At 72.4% G+C, this 18,161-nt stretch carries 11 protein-coding genes; 9 read left to right on the forward strand and 2 right to left on the reverse strand.

The features are described 5' to 3' along the window. Window positions 1-96: 96 nt before the first annotated feature. A complete protein-coding gene (gene uvrB, locus RM844_RS02160) occupies window positions 97-2,235 on the forward strand; it encodes an excinuclease ABC subunit UvrB (protein WP_311663994.1) in 2,139 nt (712 codons plus the stop codon). A gap of 62 nt (window positions 2,236-2,297) precedes the next feature. On the opposite strand, the gene RM844_RS02165 is transcribed toward uvrB, so the two are convergent. Further along, window positions 2,298-5,747 carry a phosphodiester glycosidase family protein gene (locus RM844_RS02165; RefSeq protein ID WP_311663996.1) on the reverse strand — a complete coding sequence of 1,150 codons (3,450 nt, stop codon included), beginning with the start codon at window positions 5,745-5,747 and terminating at the stop codon, window positions 2,298-2,300. 122 nt (window positions 5,748-5,869) lie between these two features. Beyond that, on the reverse strand, window positions 5,870-8,938 hold the full coding sequence (gene uvrA, locus RM844_RS02170; protein WP_311663998.1) for an excinuclease ABC subunit UvrA: 3,069 nt from the start codon (window positions 8,936-8,938) through the stop codon (window positions 5,870-5,872). Between the two features lie 205 nt (window positions 8,939-9,143). Between uvrA and RM844_RS02175 the strand changes: the two genes are divergently transcribed. The 8 genes from RM844_RS02175 (at window position 9,144) to RM844_RS02210 (ending at window position 18,107) form a co-directional block, all read left to right on the forward strand. Further along, window positions 9,144-9,833, forward strand: coding sequence for a maleylpyruvate isomerase family mycothiol-dependent enzyme (locus tag RM844_RS02175; RefSeq protein WP_311664000.1), 690 nt, complete (start codon window positions 9,144-9,146; stop codon window positions 9,831-9,833). 13 nt (window positions 9,834-9,846) lie between these two features. Next, window positions 9,847-10,503, forward strand: coding sequence for an MBL fold metallo-hydrolase (locus RM844_RS02180; RefSeq protein WP_311664002.1), 657 nt, complete (start codon window positions 9,847-9,849; stop codon window positions 10,501-10,503). 71 nt (window positions 10,504-10,574) lie between these two features. Beyond that, entirely contained in the window at window positions 10,575-12,545 is a 1,971-nt protein-coding gene (gene uvrC / locus RM844_RS02185; RefSeq protein ID WP_311664004.1) for an excinuclease ABC subunit UvrC, read from the forward strand. Between the two features lie 65 nt (window positions 12,546-12,610). Further along, on the forward strand, window positions 12,611-13,531 hold the full coding sequence (rapZ, locus tag RM844_RS02190; RefSeq protein WP_311664334.1) for an RNase adapter RapZ: 921 nt from the start codon (window positions 12,611-12,613) through the stop codon (window positions 13,529-13,531). Between the two features lie 2 nt (window positions 13,532-13,533). Continuing rightward, window positions 13,534-14,610, forward strand: a complete 1,077-nt coding sequence (locus RM844_RS02195) for a gluconeogenesis factor YvcK family protein (protein ID WP_311664006.1) — start codon at window positions 13,534-13,536, stop codon at window positions 14,608-14,610. Further along, window positions 14,601-15,578 (forward strand): DNA-binding protein WhiA, encoded by a 978-nt coding sequence (whiA, locus tag RM844_RS02200; protein WP_311664008.1) that lies wholly within the window; start codon window positions 14,601-14,603, stop codon window positions 15,576-15,578. The genes RM844_RS02195 and whiA overlap by 10 nt, the downstream gene beginning before the upstream one ends. A gap of 165 nt (window positions 15,579-15,743) precedes the next feature. Beyond that, window positions 15,744-16,748, forward strand: coding sequence for a type I glyceraldehyde-3-phosphate dehydrogenase (gene gap / locus RM844_RS02205; RefSeq protein WP_311664010.1), 1,005 nt, complete (start codon window positions 15,744-15,746; stop codon window positions 16,746-16,748). 156 nt (window positions 16,749-16,904) lie between these two features. Then, window positions 16,905-18,107: a phosphoglycerate kinase gene (locus tag RM844_RS02210; RefSeq protein ID WP_311664012.1), complete on the forward strand. Its 1,203-nt coding sequence runs from the start codon at window positions 16,905-16,907 to the stop codon at window positions 18,105-18,107. Window positions 18,108-18,161 lie beyond the last annotated feature (54 nt).

Consider the following 18,161-nt stretch of genomic DNA (forward strand, 5'->3'; position numbering starts at 1 on the left):
CGTGGTCAGTGACTGTCAGTTGAACAGAGTGCGTCCGCGCGGGGCCAGCCCTCGTCATCACCACGGTTGTCAGTGGGGGGTCGTACGGTGGGGGACATGCGGCCCGTTTCAGAGATCGAACGCACCTCGACCCCGATCGAGGTGGTCAGTCCTTACCAGCCCAGCGGCGACCAGCCGGCGGCCATCGCCGAGCTGGAGCAGCGCGTCACGGGAGGTGAGAAGGACGTCGTCCTGCTGGGGGCCACCGGCACGGGCAAGTCGGCCACGACGGCCTGGATGATCGAGCGGCTCCAGCGGCCGACGCTGGTGATCGCGCCGAACAAGACGCTGGCCGCCCAGCTCGCCAACGAGTTCCGTGAGCTGCTGCCGAACAACGCGGTGGAGTACTTCGTCTCGTACTACGACTACTACCAGCCGGAGGCGTACGTCCCGCAGACGGACACCTACATCGAGAAGGACTCCTCGATCAACGAGGAGGTCGAGCGGCTGCGGCACAGCGCCACCAACTCGCTGCTCACCCGGCGGGACGTCGTCGTGGTCGCCTCCGTCTCCTGTATCTACGGCCTGGGCACTCCGCAGGAGTACGTGGACCGCATGGTGCCGCTGCGGGTCGGCGAGGAGATCGACCGGGACGCGCTGCTCCGTCGTTTTGTCGACATCCAGTACGCCAGGAACGACCTGGCGTTCACCCGGGGCACCTTTCGGGTGCGGGGTGACACCATCGAGATCTTCCCGGTCTACGAGGAGCTGGCCGTCCGGATCGAGATGTTCGGGGACGAGATCGAGGCCCTCTCCACCCTCCACCCGGTGACCGGCGAGGTCATCACCCAGGAGGACCACCTCTACGTCTTCCCCGCCACCCACTACGTCGCCGGTCCCGAGCGGATGGAGCGGGCGATCTCCGGGATAGAGGCGGAGCTGGAGCAGCGGCTGGCCACCCTGGAGCAGCAGGGCAAGCTGCTGGAGGCCCAGCGGCTACGGATGCGCACCACCTACGACATCGAGATGATGCGCCAGATCGGCACCTGCGCCGGCATCGAGAACTACTCGCTGCACATCGACGGCCGGGACACCGGCAGCCCGCCCTACACCCTCCTCGACTACTTCCCCGACGACTTCCTGCTGGTCATCGACGAGTCGCACAACACCGTGCCGCAGATCGGCGCGATGTACGAGGGCGACGCCTCGCGGAAGCGCACCCTGATCGACCACGGTTTCCGGCTGCCCTCCGCGTTGGACAACCGCCCGCTGCGCTGGGAGGAGTTCCTGGAACGCGTCGGGCAGACGGTCTACCTCTCGGCCACCCCCGGCTCCTACGAGCTGTCCCGGGCGGACGGAGTGGTCGAGCAGATCATCCGGCCGACCGGCCTGATCGATCCGGAGGTCGTGGTCAAGCCCACCGAGGGCCAGATCGACGACCTGGTGCACGAGATCCGGCTGCGCGCGGAGCGCGACGAGCGGGTCCTGGTCACCACCCTCACCAAGAAGATGGCCGAGGACCTCACCGACTACTTCCTGGAGCTGGGCATCCGGGTCCGCTACCTGCACAGCGACGTGGACACCCTGCGCCGGGTGGAGCTGCTGCGTGAGCTGCGGTCCGGCGAGTACGACGTGCTGGTGGGGATCAACCTCCTCCGGGAGGGCCTCGACCTCCCCGAGGTCTCCCTGGTCGCCATCCTCGACGCCGACAAGGAGGGCTTCCTCCGCTCCGGCACCTCGCTGATCCAGACCATCGGGCGGGCCGCGCGAAACGTCTCGGGCCAGGTCCACATGTACGCGGACCGGACCACCGCGGCGATGGAGCGGGCGATCGACGAGACCAACCGCCGCCGCGCGCGGCAGCTCGCCTACAACAAGGAGCACGGCATCGATCCGCAGCCGCTCCGGAAGAAGATCAACGACATCGTCGCCGCCATCGCCCGGGAGGACGTCGACACCCAGCAGCTGCTGGGCACGGGCTTCCGGCAGCCGGCGGAGCGGGGCAAGGGCAAGGCCCCGGTGCCCAGCGTGCCGTCCGGGGGCGGCCGGGCGGCCGAGGCCGCCGGCCAGGGTGCCGGCGGCAAGGAGCTGACCGACCGCCCGGCCGCCGAGCTGGCCGAGACCATCGAGCAGCTCACCGAGCGGATGCGGGCGGCGGCCGCCGAGCTCCAGTTCGAGATCGCTGCCCGGCTGCGGGACGAGGTCTCCGAGATGAAGCGCGAGCTGCGCCAGATGCGGGAGGTCGGCCTGAAGTGATCCGGGCCGCGGCCCCCTGGAGCGGGTGGGCCGCCGTCGCCGACGGCCCACCCGCGGCCGGGTCAGCGCCGGGCGACCGCCACGGTCGCCCGACGGCTCTCCCCGTTGACCGTCACCTCCAGGGTTGCCTCCCCGGGGCGCAGCCCGGTCAGCTCGCCGGTGGCCGGGTCGAAGGCCGCCACCGCCCGGTGGCCCGCCTCGTCGGCCGGCCCCAGGTGCAGCCCCCGCGAGCCGGACCAGTCCGCGCTGACCAGCGGCCCGACCGGTACCTCGCGCGCCTCGCCCGCGCCGTCCTGGGTCACCACGGCCCCGGCGGTCGCCGCCTCCCCGACCGTGAGTGACGCGGGGGCCCGCAGCTCCAGGCCGTCCACCCGCGCCATGGTGCGCACGGAGAGCCAGTCCGGGCCCGGCCGCTCGGGCGAGCGCTGGACCTCCCGCTGCGCACCCCGCGACACCCCGTCGACCCCGACCAGCAGCCAGCCGTTGAAGCCGCCCTCCTCGGGCACGGTGGCCGGCTCCTTGCCGGCGTTGCCGCCGATCACATACGGCACCCCGTCCAGCCGGTAGGTGTCGAAGACGCCGACGTGGGCGCCGAAGTAGGCCACGCCCTTGCCACTGCGCTGCCGGAAGTCCGTCAGCCACCGCTCCAGCAGCGCCGCCTCCCAACGGTCGGTGAGCTGGCTGGCCGGCTGCGCCATGGTGTCCCGCGGCGGCACATGGCCGACCACGACCACCGAGTCGATCGACCGGTCCTCCGCCGCGGCGTCCAACTGCGCACGCAGTTCCCGGATCTGTGCGAAGCCGCCGCCCCGCAGGGTCAGCGCCGAGGTGTCCAGGGTGACGAAGCGGGTGCCCCGGTGGTCGAAGGTGAGCTGGGTCGCGCCGAACTCCGCACGGAACCCGTCGATGGAACCGCCCATCACCTCGTGGTTGCCCGGCACGTAGTACCAGGGCAGCTCGTCGCCCAGCTCCTCCTCGATGACGGTGCGGGCGAACGCCAGGTCCTCCGGTGCCCCCTCGTCCACCAGGTCTCCGTTGATCAGGACGAAGTCCGGGTCGGCCGCCCGGGCCTCACGCAGACTGCGGCGGGCCGACTGGACCAGCTCGCTCTCCGGCGCGCGGGCCACGAACTGGGCGTCGGAGACCACGGCGAACCGCCAGTCCCGCCCGTCGGTCCCGGCCGCCGAGTCGATCAACGGCTGGTGCGAAGCGGGCGGCGCGGGCAGCTCCACCTCGGGCGGGGTGAGCGCGCGCAGCTCGTCGAGCACCACCTCGCTGGTGTAGCTCTGGTCGGGCCGGGTCTCCGCCAGGTACAGCCGGTGCACCGACACCGGGTACGCCGTGCCCTGCGGCACCTCGAAGACCAACTGCCGCCAGCCCTCGAAGTCGAGGTGCTCGGCCCGCAGCACCAGGTCCGTGCCCCGGGCGTCCCGCAGCTGGAGCGAGGGCCAGGCCCCGTGGCCGTCGCCGTTCACCCAGAGGGTGAACCGGGCCGGCTGACCGGGTACCGGGCGGGGCGCCGGCGGGTAGACGTAGGCCGCCCGGGTCGCCGTGCTCAGTGAGAAGTCGTAGGCGAGCCGCAGCCCTTCACCCTCCCGTCCCGCCGGCTCCGGGGCCACCGAGCCGTCCGCCCTGGCATGGGCGAAGGTCCACTCGGCGGCGTCCGAGAAGTCGGCCACCGTGGTGTCGTCCAGGCCCACCGTGACGGCCAGCACCGTGCTGAGGCCGCCGACCGTGACCGTGACCAGCCCGGAGGCCGACCCGCCGGCACCGGCCGTGACGGTGAACCGGCCGCCGGCGGCGTCCGGTTCGATGGTGAAGAGCGAGGCGTCGTAGGTCAGTTCCGCGTCGGCGGGCTCGATGGGCGCCGAGGTGCCGGCCGCGTCCGTCCCGAGCACCCCGAAGGTGCCGGTGTCACCCGGCTCGGCGAGGCCCAGCCGACGGGTGGTGGTGGACAGGGTGGTCAGCTCCCCCAGCACGGTCAGCTCGGTGCCGCCCCGCGCGCCGCGCTCCCGCGCGGTGACCTCGGTGGTGCCGGGGGACCGGGCCAGGAAGACCCCGTCCCGCACGGTGCCGACGCGGGGCCGGTCGGTGTGCCAACGCGGGCTGGCGGCCGCGGGACCGAACCTCTCGTCGTGCCCGATCGCGGTCAACTGCCGGGTCAGGCCGGGGAAGACGCGCTCCGGGTGACCGCCGGGCACGGCATCGGAGGTCGGCGCCAGCTCCGGATCCGCCGTGGTGCCCACCCGCAGCCCGGACAGCTCGCCGCTGCCCACCGGGGCGGTGATGGCCAGCCCGTTGGGGACCGGGCGCTCCGCCCCGTCCGACGGGCGGTTGACCAACTCGGGCGCCGCCCCGCCCGGCAGCCGGGCGAGCAGCGTGCTGGAGCCGCCGCCGTCCAGGTTGAGCGCGCTGTGGGCACCCAGGTCGGCCATCAGGACGGCCAGCTCGGTGAGAGTGGTGCCCCCCGAGTGGGCCTGGCGGCCCTCCACGCTCAGCACGTACATCTGCTGCCCGTCGCGGGAGAAGCCGACGGCGGTGCGCGGCGCGGTGGCGTTGTTGGGCAGCCCCTCCCAGTTCTGCGGCTCGCCGTCCACCACCAGCAGGCCCCGGCCGCCGACCGCGGTGCGCGGCAGCTCCGAGCCGTCGTCGGTGCGCGGGGCGTACTCCAGCGACACCGGGTCGCCGGCCGCCAGCTCCTCCAGGGCGCGGGCGCCGGCCTCCCGGCCGAGCAACACGGTGGCGCCCTCGGGGATCGGGCCGCTGCCCGGCTTCTCGGAGACCGAGGTGACCTCGCCGTCGCTGACCACCACCTCGGTGGTCTCCTCGGCGTCCACCACCGGCAGCCCTCGGTCGGCCTCGCCCCACCGGGGGGTGAAGACCCCGATCCCGCCGGGCGGCAGGTCCGGCGAGTTGTAGCCGGCGAGGCCGATCTCCCCGTTCGGGAGGGTCGCGGTGCCGTCGAAGTAGAGGTCCAGGATGCGACCGGCGCCGTCCGCGGAGATCCCCACCGCCTGCGAGGCGCCCCCGGACGTGCCGTGCACCAGCTCGCCCTCGGAGATCCCGGGGCCCAGTGGGGCGTCGGTGGCGTTGATGTCGAAGAAGTCGGCGTTGATGGCAGCCACGGTGGTCCGGCCGGCGCCCGGGTCGTGCCCGGCGACCAACTCGCTCACCGGGGCGGCGTCGGCCACCTGCTCCGGGGCGAGGTAGTCCACCCGCAGGTCGGCGGTCAGGTCGAGGCTGAGCGCGTGCGCGCTGAGCCACTTGTCGGACTCCAGCCGGTGGAAGCTGGTCAGCTCGGCGCCCGGGGCCAGCGGTTGCTCGGTCCGGGACAGCTCCAGCCCGTCACCCTCGACGACCCCGGTGGGGATCGCCGAGGCGACGGCGGTGGCCGAAGTGGGGGAAGGGGCGGCGTGCGCCGGCGGGACCAGCCCGCCGGTCAGGGCGAGCGCGGCCCCGGCCGCGATCAGTGAAGGCGCGCGAAGGGCTTCGCGCACCGCGATTCTTGGCAAGGGAACTCCCTAGAAACGCGTGCTGTTGGCGCGGTGTGCGCCAGCGGCACAGCGTTCCAAGGGAGTTGACCCGCTGCCAGGGGTTGCTCAGAAACTCCCGGAGAACAACGTGGCCTGGCAGGTCAGCGCTTGGCGGCGGCTCGCTTCCTGGCCGGCCTGGCCCCGCCCTCCGGCTCGGCGGCGGCCGCCTTCCGGCCGCCCCGCGCCGTGGTCTTCGCTGCGGCTGCCGTCTTCGCACCGGCCTTCGCACCGGCCTTCGCACCGGCCTTCGCGCCGGCCTTGGCGGCGCCCTTCGCCTCGCCGCCCCGCGCCGCCTTCCGCCGGCCGGTGGCGGGCGCGGCGTCGCTGACCGCGTCCCCCAGGATGTCCCGCAGGAACTTCCCGGTGTGGCTGGCCGGCACCGAGGCGACCTCCTCCGGGGTGCCCTCGGCGATCAGCTGGCCACCGCCGTGCCCGCCCTCGGGGCCCATGTCGAGCACCCAGTCGGCGGTCTTGATCACGTCGAGGTTGTGCTCGATGACCACCACCGAGTTGCCCTTGTCCACCAGGTCGGAGAGGACCGAGATCAGCTTGCGGATGTCCTCGAAGTGCAGCCCGGTGGTGGGCTCGTCCAGGACGTAGACCGTGCTGCCCGTGGCCCGCCGCTGCAACTCGGAGGCCAGCTTGACCCGCTGGGCCTCGCCGCCGGAGAGGGTGGGCGCCGGCTGGCCCAGCCGGACGTAGCCCAGGCCCACGTCGTTGAGAGTGCGCAGGTGCCGCGCGATGGCCGGCACCGCGGCGAAGAACTCCAGCGCCTCCTCGATCGGCAGGTCCAGCACCTCGGCGATGGACTTGCCCTTGTAGTGCACCTCCAGGGTCTCCCGGTTGTACCGGGCGCCGTGGCAGACCTCGCAGGGCACGTAGACGTCCGGCAGGAAGTTCATCTCGATCTTGATGGTGCCGTCGCCGGAGCAGTTCTCGCAGCGCCCGCCCTTGACGTTGAAGGAGAAGCGGCCCGGCTGGTACCCGCGGACCTTGGCCTCCATGGTCTCCGCGAAGAGCCGCCGGATGTGGTCGAAGACTCCGGTGTAGGTGGCCGGGTTGGACCGCGGGGTCCGGCCGATCGGCGACTGGTCCACATGGACCACCTTGTCGACCAGGTCGTCCCCGGTGATCCTGGTGTGCCGCCCGGGCACCGACTTGGCGCCGTTCAGCTCGCGGGCCAGGTGGGTGTAGAGGATGTCGTTGACCAGGGTGGACTTCCCCGACCCCGAGACGCCGGTGACGGCGGTCAGCAGGCCGACGGGGAAGCTGACGTCGATGCCCCGCAGGTTGTGCTCGCGGGCACCGTGCACCGTGATCAACCGGCTCGGGTCGACCGGACGGCGCAGCTCCGGGACCGGGATGCCGCGCGCTCCCGACAGGTACTGGCCGGTGAGCGACTCGGTGTTGGTCAGCAGCTCGGCGAAGCTGCCGCTGTGCACGACCTTGCCGCCGTGCTCGCCGGCGCCGGGGCCGATGTCCACCACCCAGTCGGCCGTCTTGATGGTGTCCTCGTCGTGCTCCACGACGATCAGCGTGTTCCCCAGGTCACGGAGCCGGACCAGGGTCTCGATCAGCCGGTGGTTGTCCCGCTGGTGCAGGCCGATGGACGGCTCGTCCAGCACGTAGAGCACCCCGACCAGGCCGGAGCCGATCTGGGTGGCGAGCCGGATGCGCTGGGCCTCGCCACCGGAGAGCGAGCCGGCCGCGCGGTTGAGCGAGAGGTAGTCGAGGCCGACGTCGACCAGGAACCGCAGCCGCTCGTTGACCTCCTTGAGGACCCGCTCGGCGATGGTCTTCTCGCGCGGCGACAGCTCCATGCGGCTGAGGAACTCGGCGCACTCGCTGATCGACATCCCCGCCACCTCGGCGATGGACCGGCCCTGCACCGTCACCGCGAGCACCAGCGGCTTGAGCCGGGTGCCCTGGCAGGCCGCGCACGGCACCTCGCGCATGTAGCCCTCGAAGCGCTCCCGCCCGGAGTCCGTCTCGGCCTCGGCGTGCCGCCGGCGGATGAACGGCAGCACGCCCTCGAAGGCGGTGGTGTACGCCCGCTCCTGGCCGTGGCGGTTCTCGTAGCGGACCTCGATCTTCGACCGGTGGCCGTTGAGCAGGGCCTTCTTCGCGCGCTGCGGCAGGCCGTCCCAGGGGATGTCGGTGCGGAAGTTCAGCGCGTCGCCGAGGGCGCCGATGAGCAGGTTGAAATAGCCCCTGGTCTGGCCGTGCGACCAGGGATGGATGGCGCCCTCCTCCAGGGTCTTCTCCGGGTCCGGGATGATCAGCTCCGGATCGACCTCCATCCGGGTGCCGATGCCGGTGCACTCGGGGCAGGCGCCGAACGGGGAGTTGAAGGAGAAGGAACGCGGCTCCAACTCCTCGAAGGAGAGGTCGTCGTAGGGGCAGTAGAGGTGCTCGGAGTACATCCGCTCCCGGCCCGGGTCGTCCTCGGGGAGGTCGACGAAGTCCAGGATGACCATCCCGCCGGCGAGCCCGAGCGCCGTCTCCACCGAGTCCGTCAGCCGCCGCTTGGCGCTCTCCTTGACGGTCAGCCGGTCCACCACCACCTCGATGGTGTGCTTCTCCTGCTTCTTCAGCTTGGGCGGGTCGGCCAGCTGCACGACGGCGCCGTCCACCCGGGCCCGGCTGTAGCCCTTGGCCTGGAGGTCGGCGAAGAGGTCGACGAACTCGCCCTTGCGCTCCCGCACCAGCGGCGAGAGGACCTGGAACCGGCTGCCCTCGGCCAGGCCCAGCACCTTGTCCACGATCGCCTGCGGCGACTGCCGGGCGATGGGCCGGCCGCACTCGGGGCAGTGCGGCTTGCCGATCCGGGCGAAGAGCAGCCGGAGGTAGTCGTAGACCTCGGTGATGGTGCCCACGGTGGAGCGCGGGTTGCGTGAGGTGGACTTCTGGTCGATGGAGACCGCGGGGGAGAGCCCCTCGATGAAGTCCACATCCGGCTTGTCCATCTGCCCGAGGAACTGCCGGGCGTAGGCGGACAGCGACTCGACGTAACGCCGCTGGCCCTCGGCGAAGATCGTGTCGAAGGCGAGCGAGGACTTGCCCGATCCCGACAGCCCGGTGAAGACGATGAGCGAGTCGCGGGGCAGGTCGAGCGAGACATTCCGGAGATTGTGCTCGCGTGCGCCACGAACGATGAGTCGGTCGGCCACGCCGGATGGCACCTTTCGTTGTTTGAGGGGGTCGCCCGCGCTGCGCGGCCGACCCGTCCCAGGGTATGGGGACCCTCTGACAAACGTCGTCGAATGCCGAGAGCCGCGTCCGCACCCTATAGCACGTGCGTTCGATTGCCGGCGGGTTTCCGCCGTATTCACTCGATGGAGTGGCGGTGTCGGTTCCGCGCGTTAGCGTGAGCCCATGACCCGACCCGTAGCGGACCTGGCCGCCGTCGAGGACGCCACCGAACGACTCCTGCGGACCGTCGCCGAGCTGCCCGAGGCCGACCTGGCCGGCCCCTCCCAGCTCCCCGGCTGGACCCGGGGCCACGTCCTGGCGCACCTCGCACGCAACGCCGACGCCCTCGACAACGTGCTGCGCGGCCGCCCCATGTACCCCAGCGAGACGGCCAGGGACGCCGACATCGCGCGGGACGCCGACCGGCCCCGCGAGACGCACCTGGCCGACCTGCGGGCCAGCTGGGCCCGCTTCGTCGCCACCGCGGAGAGCCTGCCAGAGGAGCGCTGGGGGGAGCGGGTCGCCCTGCGCAACGGCGTCACCGACGTGGCCGCCACGCTGCCCTTCCGCCGCTGGGTCGAGGTCGAGCTGCACCGGATCGACCTGGACGCCGGCCCCACCGTGGCCGACCTGCCGGGGGCCTTTCTCGACCGGGCCGTCGTCTACCTCGCCGACCGCTACGCCGGCCGCCCGGACCTGCCGGCCCTGGAGCTGCGCGCCGAGGACGGCCGGCACTGGCGCACCGGGGCCGCCGGCGGCATCCCGCTGCCGGTGGTGGGCACCCCGGCCGCGCTGGTCGGCTGGCTCAGCGGCCGGACCGAGGGCGGTGGGCTGACCGCCCCCGCCGCGCTGCCCAAGCCGCCCGCGCTCTGACAGACTGCCGGTCATGGCGTACACCGGAGACGTGACCGTGGGCGGGCCAGCCGACGTGCACGAGCTGGCCCACCTGGTGATCAGCAAGATCGCCGTCGGCCCCATGGAGAACAACGCGTACCTGCTGCGCTGCCGGGCCACCGGCGAGCAGTTGCTGGTCGACGCGGCCAACGACGCCCCCGCCCTGCTGACGCTGGTCGGCGCCGACGGGCTGGCGGGCGTCGTCACCACCCACCGGCACGGGGACCACTGGCAGGCGCTGGCGGCGGTGGTCGAGGCCACCGACGCCACCACCTACGCCGGCCGGCACGACGCCGAGGGCATCCCCGTGCCGACCCGGGTCCCGGTGGACGACGGGGACCGGATCACGGTCGGGCGCTGCGCGCTCACCGCCCGCCACCTGGTCGGGCACACCCCGGGCTCCATCGCGCTGGTCTACGACGACCCCGACGGCCATCCCCATCTCCTCACCGGCGACTGCCTCTTCCCCGGCGGCGTCGGCAACACCCGAGGCGACGCGGCCGCCTTCGCCAGCCTGCTGCACGACGTGGAGACCAAGCTCTTCGCGGAACTCCCCGACGAGACCTGGGTGTACCCCGGCCACGGCGCCGACACCACGCTCGGCGCGGAGCGCCCGCAGCTGGCCGAGTGGCGCGCGCGTGGCTGGTAGCGGTCGCCGACCCGGGCCACGCTGACCGCGCGTGACGCTCACTGTCAGTTCACGGCAGTAGGGTTGCCGTCATGGCCGATCCTTCCAGCTACCGCCCGAGGCCCGGCGAGATCCCCGACTCGCCCGGCGTCTACCGGTTCCGCGACGAGCACCGCAGGGTGATCTACGTCGGGAAGGCGAAAAGCCTGCGCCAGCGCCTGTCTTCCTACTTCCAGGACCTCTCCGGCCTGCACCCCCGCACCGCCACCATGGTCACCACGGCCGCCTCCGTGGAGTGGACGGTGGTCGGTACCGAGGTCGAGGCGCTCCAGCTGGAGTACTCCTGGATCAAGGAGTACGACCCCCGGTTCAACGTCAAGTACCGGGACGACAAGAGCTATCCGTCACTCGCGGTCACGATGAACGAGGAGTTCCCGCGGGTGCAGGTGCTGCGCGGCGCCAAGCGCCGGGGCGTGCGGTACTTCGGCCCGTACGCGCACGCCTGGGCGATCCGCGAGACGGTCGACCTGCTGCTCCGGGTCTTCCCCGTACGCACCTGCTCGGCCGGCGTCTTCAAGCGCGCCCAGGCGATCGGCCGCCCCTGCCTGCTGGGGTACATCGAGAAGTGCTCCGCCCCCTGCACGGGCCGGGTCAGCCCCGACGAGCACCGCGCCCTGGCCGAGGAGTTCTGCGACTTCATGGCCGGCCGCACGGGCGCCTACGTCCGCCGGCTGGAGGAGGAGATGCTCGCCGCCGCCGAGGCCCTGGAGTACGAGCGGGCCGGCCGGCTGCGGGACGACATCGAGGCCCTGCGCCGCGCCATGGAGAAGAGCGCGGTGGTGCTCGCCGACGCCACCGACGCCGACCTGATCGCCCTCGCCGAGGACGAGCTGGAGGCGGCGGTGCAGATCTTCCACGTCCGCGGCGGCCGGGTCCGCGGCCAGCGCGGCTGGGTCACCGACCGGGTGGCGAACGTCACCACGGGTGGGCTGGTGGAGAGCGCGCTGCAGCAGCTCTACGGCGAGGAGAGCGGCGAGAGCGTGCCCCGCGAGGTGCTGGTCCCGGTGCTGCCCGAGCCGGCCGAGCCGGTCACCGAGTGGCTTACCGCCCGGCGCGGCGGGCGGGTCAGCCTGCGGGTGCCGCAGCGCGGCGACAAGCGCGACCTGATGACCACCGTCGAGCGCAACGCCCAGCAGGCGCTGGCCCTGCACAAGACGAAGCGCGCCTCCGACCTGACCACCAGGTCGCGGGCGCTGGAGGAGATCGCCGAGCAGTTGGGGCTCGACTCGGCGCCGCTGCGCATCGAGTGCTTCGACATCTCCCATCTCCAGGGCGACGACGTGGTGGCCTCGATGGTGGTCTTCGAGGACGGCCTGGCGCGCAAGAGCGAGTACCGCCGCTTCCAGATCAAGAGCTTCGCCGGGCAGGACGACGTCCGCTCCATGCACGAGGTGGTCTCCCGCCGGTTCCGGCGCTATCTCCGGGAGCGGGAGCGCACCGGGGAGTGGGCCGTCGAGGAGGGCGCGGACGACCTCGCCCCGCCCGTGGAGGACGACGGCCGGCCCAAGCGGTTCGCCTATCCGCCCCAGCTGGTGGTGGTGGACGGCGGGCAGCCGCAGGTGGCGGCGGCCCGGCGGGCGATGGACGAGCTGGGCATCGACGACGTCGCCGTCTGCGGCCTGGCCAAGCGCCTGGAGGAGGTCTGGCTGCCAGGCGAGGACGACCCGGTGATCCTGCCCCGCACCAGCGAGGGGCTCTACCTGCTCCAGCGGGTCAGGGACGAGGCGCACCGGTTCGCGATCCGCTATCAGCGGGGCAAGCGGTCACAATCAATAAGAAAGGGTCCCCTCGACGCCATTCCCGGCCTCGGGGAGACCCGTAAGAAGGCGCTCCTCAAGCACTTCGGCTCGGTCAAGCGGCTTCGGGCCGCCACGGTCGAGGAGATCAGCGAGGTGCCCGGCATAGGCCGCAAGACCGCCGAGACGGTCGCCGCGGCGCTCGCCGGTCAGGCCCAGGCCGCCCCCGCGGTCAACACGGCCACCGGAGAGATCGTCGAGTACTGAGCGAGCGCGGAAGAGGCCACCGACAACGACCCACACACCGAAGGACAGGCGGGGGATTGAGCATGATGAGCGAACACAGCAGGGGCGAGGAACCGACCACCCCGGCCGGCGGCGACGAGGCCGCGACCACCCCGGAGCTGGTGATCATCTCCGGGATGTCCGGCGCCGGCCGCAGCACGGCGGCCAAGTGCCTGGAGGATCTCGGCTGGTTTGTGGTGGACAACCTCCCGCCCGCCCTGATCCCCACCATGGTGGACCTCGGCGCCCGCTCGCAGGGCAACGTGGCCAGGATCGCCGTGGTCGTCGACGTCCGCGGACGCGGCTTCTTCGACAGCCTCAGGGAGTCCCTGACCGACCTGGAGACCAAGGGCGTCACCCGCCGCATCGTCTTCCTGGAGGCCTCGGACAACGCCCTGGTCCAGCGGTTCGAGTCGGTCCGGCGCCCACACCCGCTCCAGGGCGACGGCCGGATCGTGGACGGCATCGCCGCCGAGCGTGACCTCCTGCGTGAGCTGCGCGGCGACGCCGACCTGGTGATCGACACCTCCAACCTCAACGTCCACGAGCTGCGCGCCAAGATGGACGCCCAGTTCGCCGGCGGCGACGAGCCCGAGCTGCGGGCGACCGTGATGTCCTTCGGCTACAAGTACGGCCTGCCGGTGGACGCGGACCACGTGGTGGACTGCCGGTTCCTGCCCAACCCGCACTGGGTGCCGGAGCTGCGCCCGTTCACGGGCACCAGCGAGGAGGTCGCCGGCTACGTCTTCAACCAGCCGGGCGCCAAGGAGTTCCTGGACCGGTACGCCGAGTTGCTCCAGCTGGTCGCGGCCGGGTACCGGCGTGAGGGCAAGCGCTATGTGACGATCGCCGTCGGCTGTACCGGCGGCAAGCACCGCAGTGTGGCCATGTCCGAGCGGCTGGCCCGCCGGCTGGCCGAGGAGGGAGTGGAGACCGTGATCGTCCACCGGGACATGGGACGCGAGTAGGGATGCCGCGGAAGGGAGCAAGACAGCGCGCGGCCGGCGGTGCCCCCACCGTCGGCCGCCGCGCCGGCCGGACGCTGCGCGGGGTCCGGCGGGGTGCCCAGCCCAAGGTCGTCGCGCTGGGCGGCGGGATGGGGCTGTCCGCCTCGCTCACCGCGCTGCGGCGGATCACCGGCGACCTCACGGCGGTGGTCACGGTCGCCGACGACGGCGGGTCGAGCGGTCGGCTCCGCGACGAGCTGGGGGTGTTGCCGCCCGGCGACCTGCGCAAGGCGCTGGCCGCCCTCTGTGGTGACGACGAGTGGGGCCGCACCTGGTCGGAGGTGATCCAGCACCGCTTCCAGAGCGAGGGCGCGCTGCACGACCACGCGGTGGGCAACCTGCTGATCGTCGCGCTCTGGGAGCAGTTGGGCGATCACGTCGGCGCGCTCGACCTGGTGGGCAAGCTGTTGGGCGCGCACGGCCGGGTGTTGCCCATGTCGGCCGTCCCGCTGGCGCTTGAGGCGCTGGTGCTCGGTCACGACCCGGCCAGTCCCGGGGAGTTGGCCCGGGTGCGGGGGCAGGCGGCGGTGGCGCTGACCCCGGGCGAGGTCCGCGAGGTGATGCTGGTGCCCAGCGATCCGCCGGCGGTGCCCGAGGCGGTGGCCGCGGTGATGGACGCCGACTGGGTGGTCCTGGGCCCGGGTTCGTGGTTCTCCTCCGTCATCCCCCACCTGCTGGTGCCCGAGTTGCTGGACGCGCTGGTCAGCACGAAGGCCCGGCGGGTGCTCTCGCTGAACCTCGCTCCCCAACCCGGCGAAACTGATGGCTTCTCACCGCAGCGTCATGTGGAGGTTTTGGTACAACACGCCCCTAAACTCGCCTTTGACGTGGTGCTCGCCGATCGGGCCGCCGTCCCCGACGGCGAGAGTCTGAGCCGGGTCGCCGCCGAGCGGCTGGGTGCCGAGGTGGTGCTGGCCCCGGTGGCCGCGGGCGGTGGCTCGGGCCGCGGCGCCGGCTCGGCCCGGCACGATCCCGAGCTGCTGGCCGCCGCGTATGACCGTGTTTTTCGGATGCATGGAAGGATCGGCCCATGGCGATGACGGCTGCGGTGAAGGACGAGATCTCCCGTCTTCCTGTCACCCGCACCTGCTGCCGCAAGTCGGAGGTGTCGTCGATCCTGCGGTTCGCGGGCGGCCTGCACCTGGTGAGCGGGCGGATCGTGATCGAGGCGGAGCTGGACACCGGCATCGCCGCCCGGCGGTTGCGCCGGGACATTCTGGAGATCTTCGGCCACTCCTCCGACCTGGTGGTGATGGCCCCGGGCGGGCTGCGCCGGGGCAGCCGGTACGTGGTCCGGGTGGTCGCCGGCGGCGATCAGCTGGCCCGGCAGACCGGCCTGGTCGACGGCCGGGGCCGGCCGATCCGGGGCCTGCCGCCGCAGGTGGTCTCCGGCGCCACCTGCGACGCCGAGGCCGCCTGGCGCGGAGCCTTCCTGGCCCACGGCTCGCTCACCGAGCCCGGGCGTTCCTCCTCCCTTGAGGTGACCTGCCCGGGCCCGGAGGCGGCGCTCGCGCTGGTCGGTGCCGCGCGGCGGCTGCAGATCGGGGCGAAGGCGCGCGAGGTGCGCAGCGTCGACCGGGTGGTCGTCCGGGACGGTGACGCGATCGGCGCGCTGTTGACGCGGCTGGGCGCGCACGAGTCGGTGCTCGCCTGGGAGGAGCGCCGGATGCGCCGCGAGGTGCGGGCCACGGCCAACCGCCTGGCCAACTTCGACGACGCCAACCTCCGCCGCTCCGCGCGGGCCGCGGTGGCCGCCGGCGCCCGCGTGCAGCGCGCGCTGGAGATCCTGGGCGAGGAGGTCCCCGAGCACCTGGCGGCGGCCGGCCGGCTGCGGATGGAGCACAAGCAGGCCTCGCTCGAGGAGCTGGGCGCGCTGGCCGATCCGCCGCTCACCAAGGACGCGGTGGCCGGCCGGATCCGCCGGCTGCTGGCGATGGCCGACAAGCGGGCGCAGGACCTGGGCATCCCCGGGACCGAGTCCAATCTCACCGAGGAGATGGTGGGCTGACCGCCGCTGTCCCGGCCGGCGCGGCCGCGCTCTCCCGAGGGCGAACACGGCTGGGCGATGTCACCCGGAGGACCCGGGCGGGGTAGGGTCGGAAGCGGTCGGGGACATCCCAATACAGCATCGCCGGTGTCTGTTTCACCGGCGTACCAACGAGGAGATCGGTTCGTGACGATCCGCGTAGGAATCAACGGCTTTGGCCGTATCGGCCGCAACTACTTCCGCGCGCTCCTTGAACAGGGGGCGGATGTCCAGATCGTCGGTGTCAACGACCTGACCGACAACGCCACCCTGGTGCATCTGCTGAAGTACGACAGCGTTCTCGGCCGCCTCAAGGAGCAGGTCAGCCACACCGAGGACACCATCACGGTCGGCGACCAGACCTTCAAGACGCTCGCCGAGCGCGACCCGGCGAACCTGCCCTGGGCCGAGCTGGGCGCCGACATCGTGATCGAGTCCACCGGCATCTTCACCAAGCGCGAGGACGCCGCCAAGCACCTCGCCGCCGGCGCCAAGAAGGTCCTCATCTCCGCCCCGGCGAAGAACGAGGACGTCACCGTCGTCATCGGCGTCAACGAGGACAAGTACGACCCGGCGGCGCACGAGGTCATCTCCAACGCCTCCTGCACCACCAACTGTGTGGCCCCCATGGCCAAGGTCCTCGACGAGAGCTTCGGCATCGTCAAGGGTCTGATGACCACGGTGCACGCCTACACCAACGACCAGCGCATCCTCGACTTCCCGCACAAGGACCTGCGTCGGGCCCGGGCCGCCGCGGTCAACGTCATCCCCACCACCACCGGTGCCGCCAAGGCCACCGCGCTGGTGCTCCCGCAGCTCAAGGGCAAGCTGGACGGCATCTCGCTGCGCGTCCCGGTGCCGACCGGCTCGGTGACCGACCTGGTGGTCGAGCTGGACCGCGAGGTCACCAAGGAGGAGGTCAACGCGGCCTTCAAGACCGCCGCCGAGGGCCAGCTCAAGGGCGTCCTGGAGTACACCGAGGACCAGATCGTCTCCTCGGACATCGTCAACTGGCCGGCCTCCTGCACCTTCGACGCCTCGCTGACGATGGTCCAGGGCAACCAGGTCAAGATCGTCGGCTGGTACGACAACGAGTGGGGCTACTCCAACCGTCTGGTGGACCTGACGGTCTACGTGGGCGAGCGGCTCTGACCCGCAGCTGAGCGCGGCGCCGACCGGCCGCCGGGATGGCAACGGCCAAGGGGCCCGCGGAGCGCGCACAGCGCTCGGCGGGCCCTCGCGCGTGGCCGGCGCGCGCCGCACGCGGAGATGAGCGGGTTATCCGAGAGCCTCAAGGAGCCAACCATCATGAAGACCATTGACGACCTCGCGGTCGCGGGCCAGCGGGTGTTCGTCCGCGCCGACCTCAACGTCCCCCTCGCCGACGGGACCATCACCGACGACGGCCGGATCAGGGCCGCCGTGCCGAGCATCACCAAGCTGCTGGACGCCGGCGCCCGGGTCGTCGTCGCCTCGCACCTGGGCCGGCCCAAGGGCGCGCCGGACCCGGCGTTCTCGCTGGCCCCGGTCGCCCGCCGGCTCGGCGAACTGCTCGGCCGGGACGTGGCCTTCGCCACCGACACGGTCGGGGACAGCGCGCGGGACGCGGTCGCCGGCCTGGCCGACGGCCAGCTGGCGCTGCTGGAGAACCTCCGCTTCAACCCCGGCGAGACCAGCAAGGACGACGCCGAGCGCGGCGCCTTCGCCGACCAGCTCGCGGCCCTGGCCGACCTGTACGTGGGGGACGGCTTCGGCGCGGTGCACCGCAAGCACGCCTCCGTCTTCGACCTGCCCGCCCGGCTGCCGCACGCCGCCGGCGGGCTGATCGCCACCGAGGTCGGGGTGCTCAAGCAGCTCACCGAGGACGTCCGGCGCCCCTACGTCGTGGTGCTCGGCGGGGCCAAGGTCTCCGACAAGCTGGGCGTGATCGACCACCTGCTGGAGCGGGCCGACCGCATCCTGATCGGTGGCGGCATGGCCTACACCTTCCTCGCCGCCCAGGGCCACGAGGTGGGCGACTCCCTGCTCCAGGCCGACCAGGTCCCGGCGGTCCAGGAGTACCTGCGCCGCGCCGACGAGCTGGGCGTGGAGTTCGTGCTGCCGGTCGACGTGATCGCGGCCAAGGAGTTCCCCGACCTGCGGACCAAGGCTCCCGCCGAGCCGGTGGAGCTGGCGGCCGACGCGATCCCGGCCGGCCTCCAGGGCCTGGACATCGGCCCCCGCAGCCAGGAGCTGTTCGCCGCCAAGGTGGCGGACGCGGCCACCGTCTTCTGGAACGGCCCGATGGGCGTCTTCGAGCACCCCGACTTCGCCGGCGGCACCCGGGCGGTGGCGCAGGCCCTGCTCGACAGCTCCGCCTTCACCGTGGTCGGCGGTGGCGACTCGGCCGCCGCGGTGCGGTTGCTCGGCCTGGACGAGAACGGTTTCGGCCATATCTCCACCGGCGGCGGCGCCAGCCTGGAGTACCTGGAGGGCAAGACCCTGCCGGGTCTGGCCGCGCTGGAGGACTGAGATGTCCCCGCGTCGCCACACCATCCGCGGACGCGAGGGCGCGTCCGACCAAGC

It is taken from the genome of Streptomyces chisholmiae, assembly GCF_031845445.1.
In the GTDB taxonomy this organism is placed as follows: domain Bacteria; phylum Actinomycetota; class Actinomycetes; order Streptomycetales; family Streptomycetaceae; genus Streptomyces; species Streptomyces chisholmiae.

What these genes read in the sequence shown, in the direction of transcription:
- uvrB (WP_311663994.1), top strand. Translation starts at nt 97, where the DNA reads ATGCGGCCCGTTTCAGAGATCGAACGCACCTCGACCCCGATCGAGGTG.
- RM844_RS02175 (WP_311664000.1), top strand. Translation starts at nt 9,144, where the DNA reads ATGACCCGACCCGTAGCGGACCTGGCCGCCGTCGAGGACGCCACCGAA.
- RM844_RS02180 (WP_311664002.1), top strand. Translation starts at nt 9,847, where the DNA reads ATGGCGTACACCGGAGACGTGACCGTGGGCGGGCCAGCCGACGTGCAC.
- uvrC (WP_311664004.1), top strand. Translation starts at nt 10,575, where the DNA reads ATGGCCGATCCTTCCAGCTACCGCCCGAGGCCCGGCGAGATCCCCGAC.
- rapZ (WP_311664334.1), top strand. Translation starts at nt 12,611, where the DNA reads ATGAGCGAACACAGCAGGGGCGAGGAACCGACCACCCCGGCCGGCGGC.
- RM844_RS02195 (WP_311664006.1), top strand. Translation starts at nt 13,534, where the DNA reads ATGCCGCGGAAGGGAGCAAGACAGCGCGCGGCCGGCGGTGCCCCCACC.
- whiA (WP_311664008.1), top strand. Translation starts at nt 14,601, where the DNA reads ATGGCGATGACGGCTGCGGTGAAGGACGAGATCTCCCGTCTTCCTGTC.
- RM844_RS02210 (WP_311664012.1), top strand. Translation starts at nt 16,905, where the DNA reads ATGAAGACCATTGACGACCTCGCGGTCGCGGGCCAGCGGGTGTTCGTC.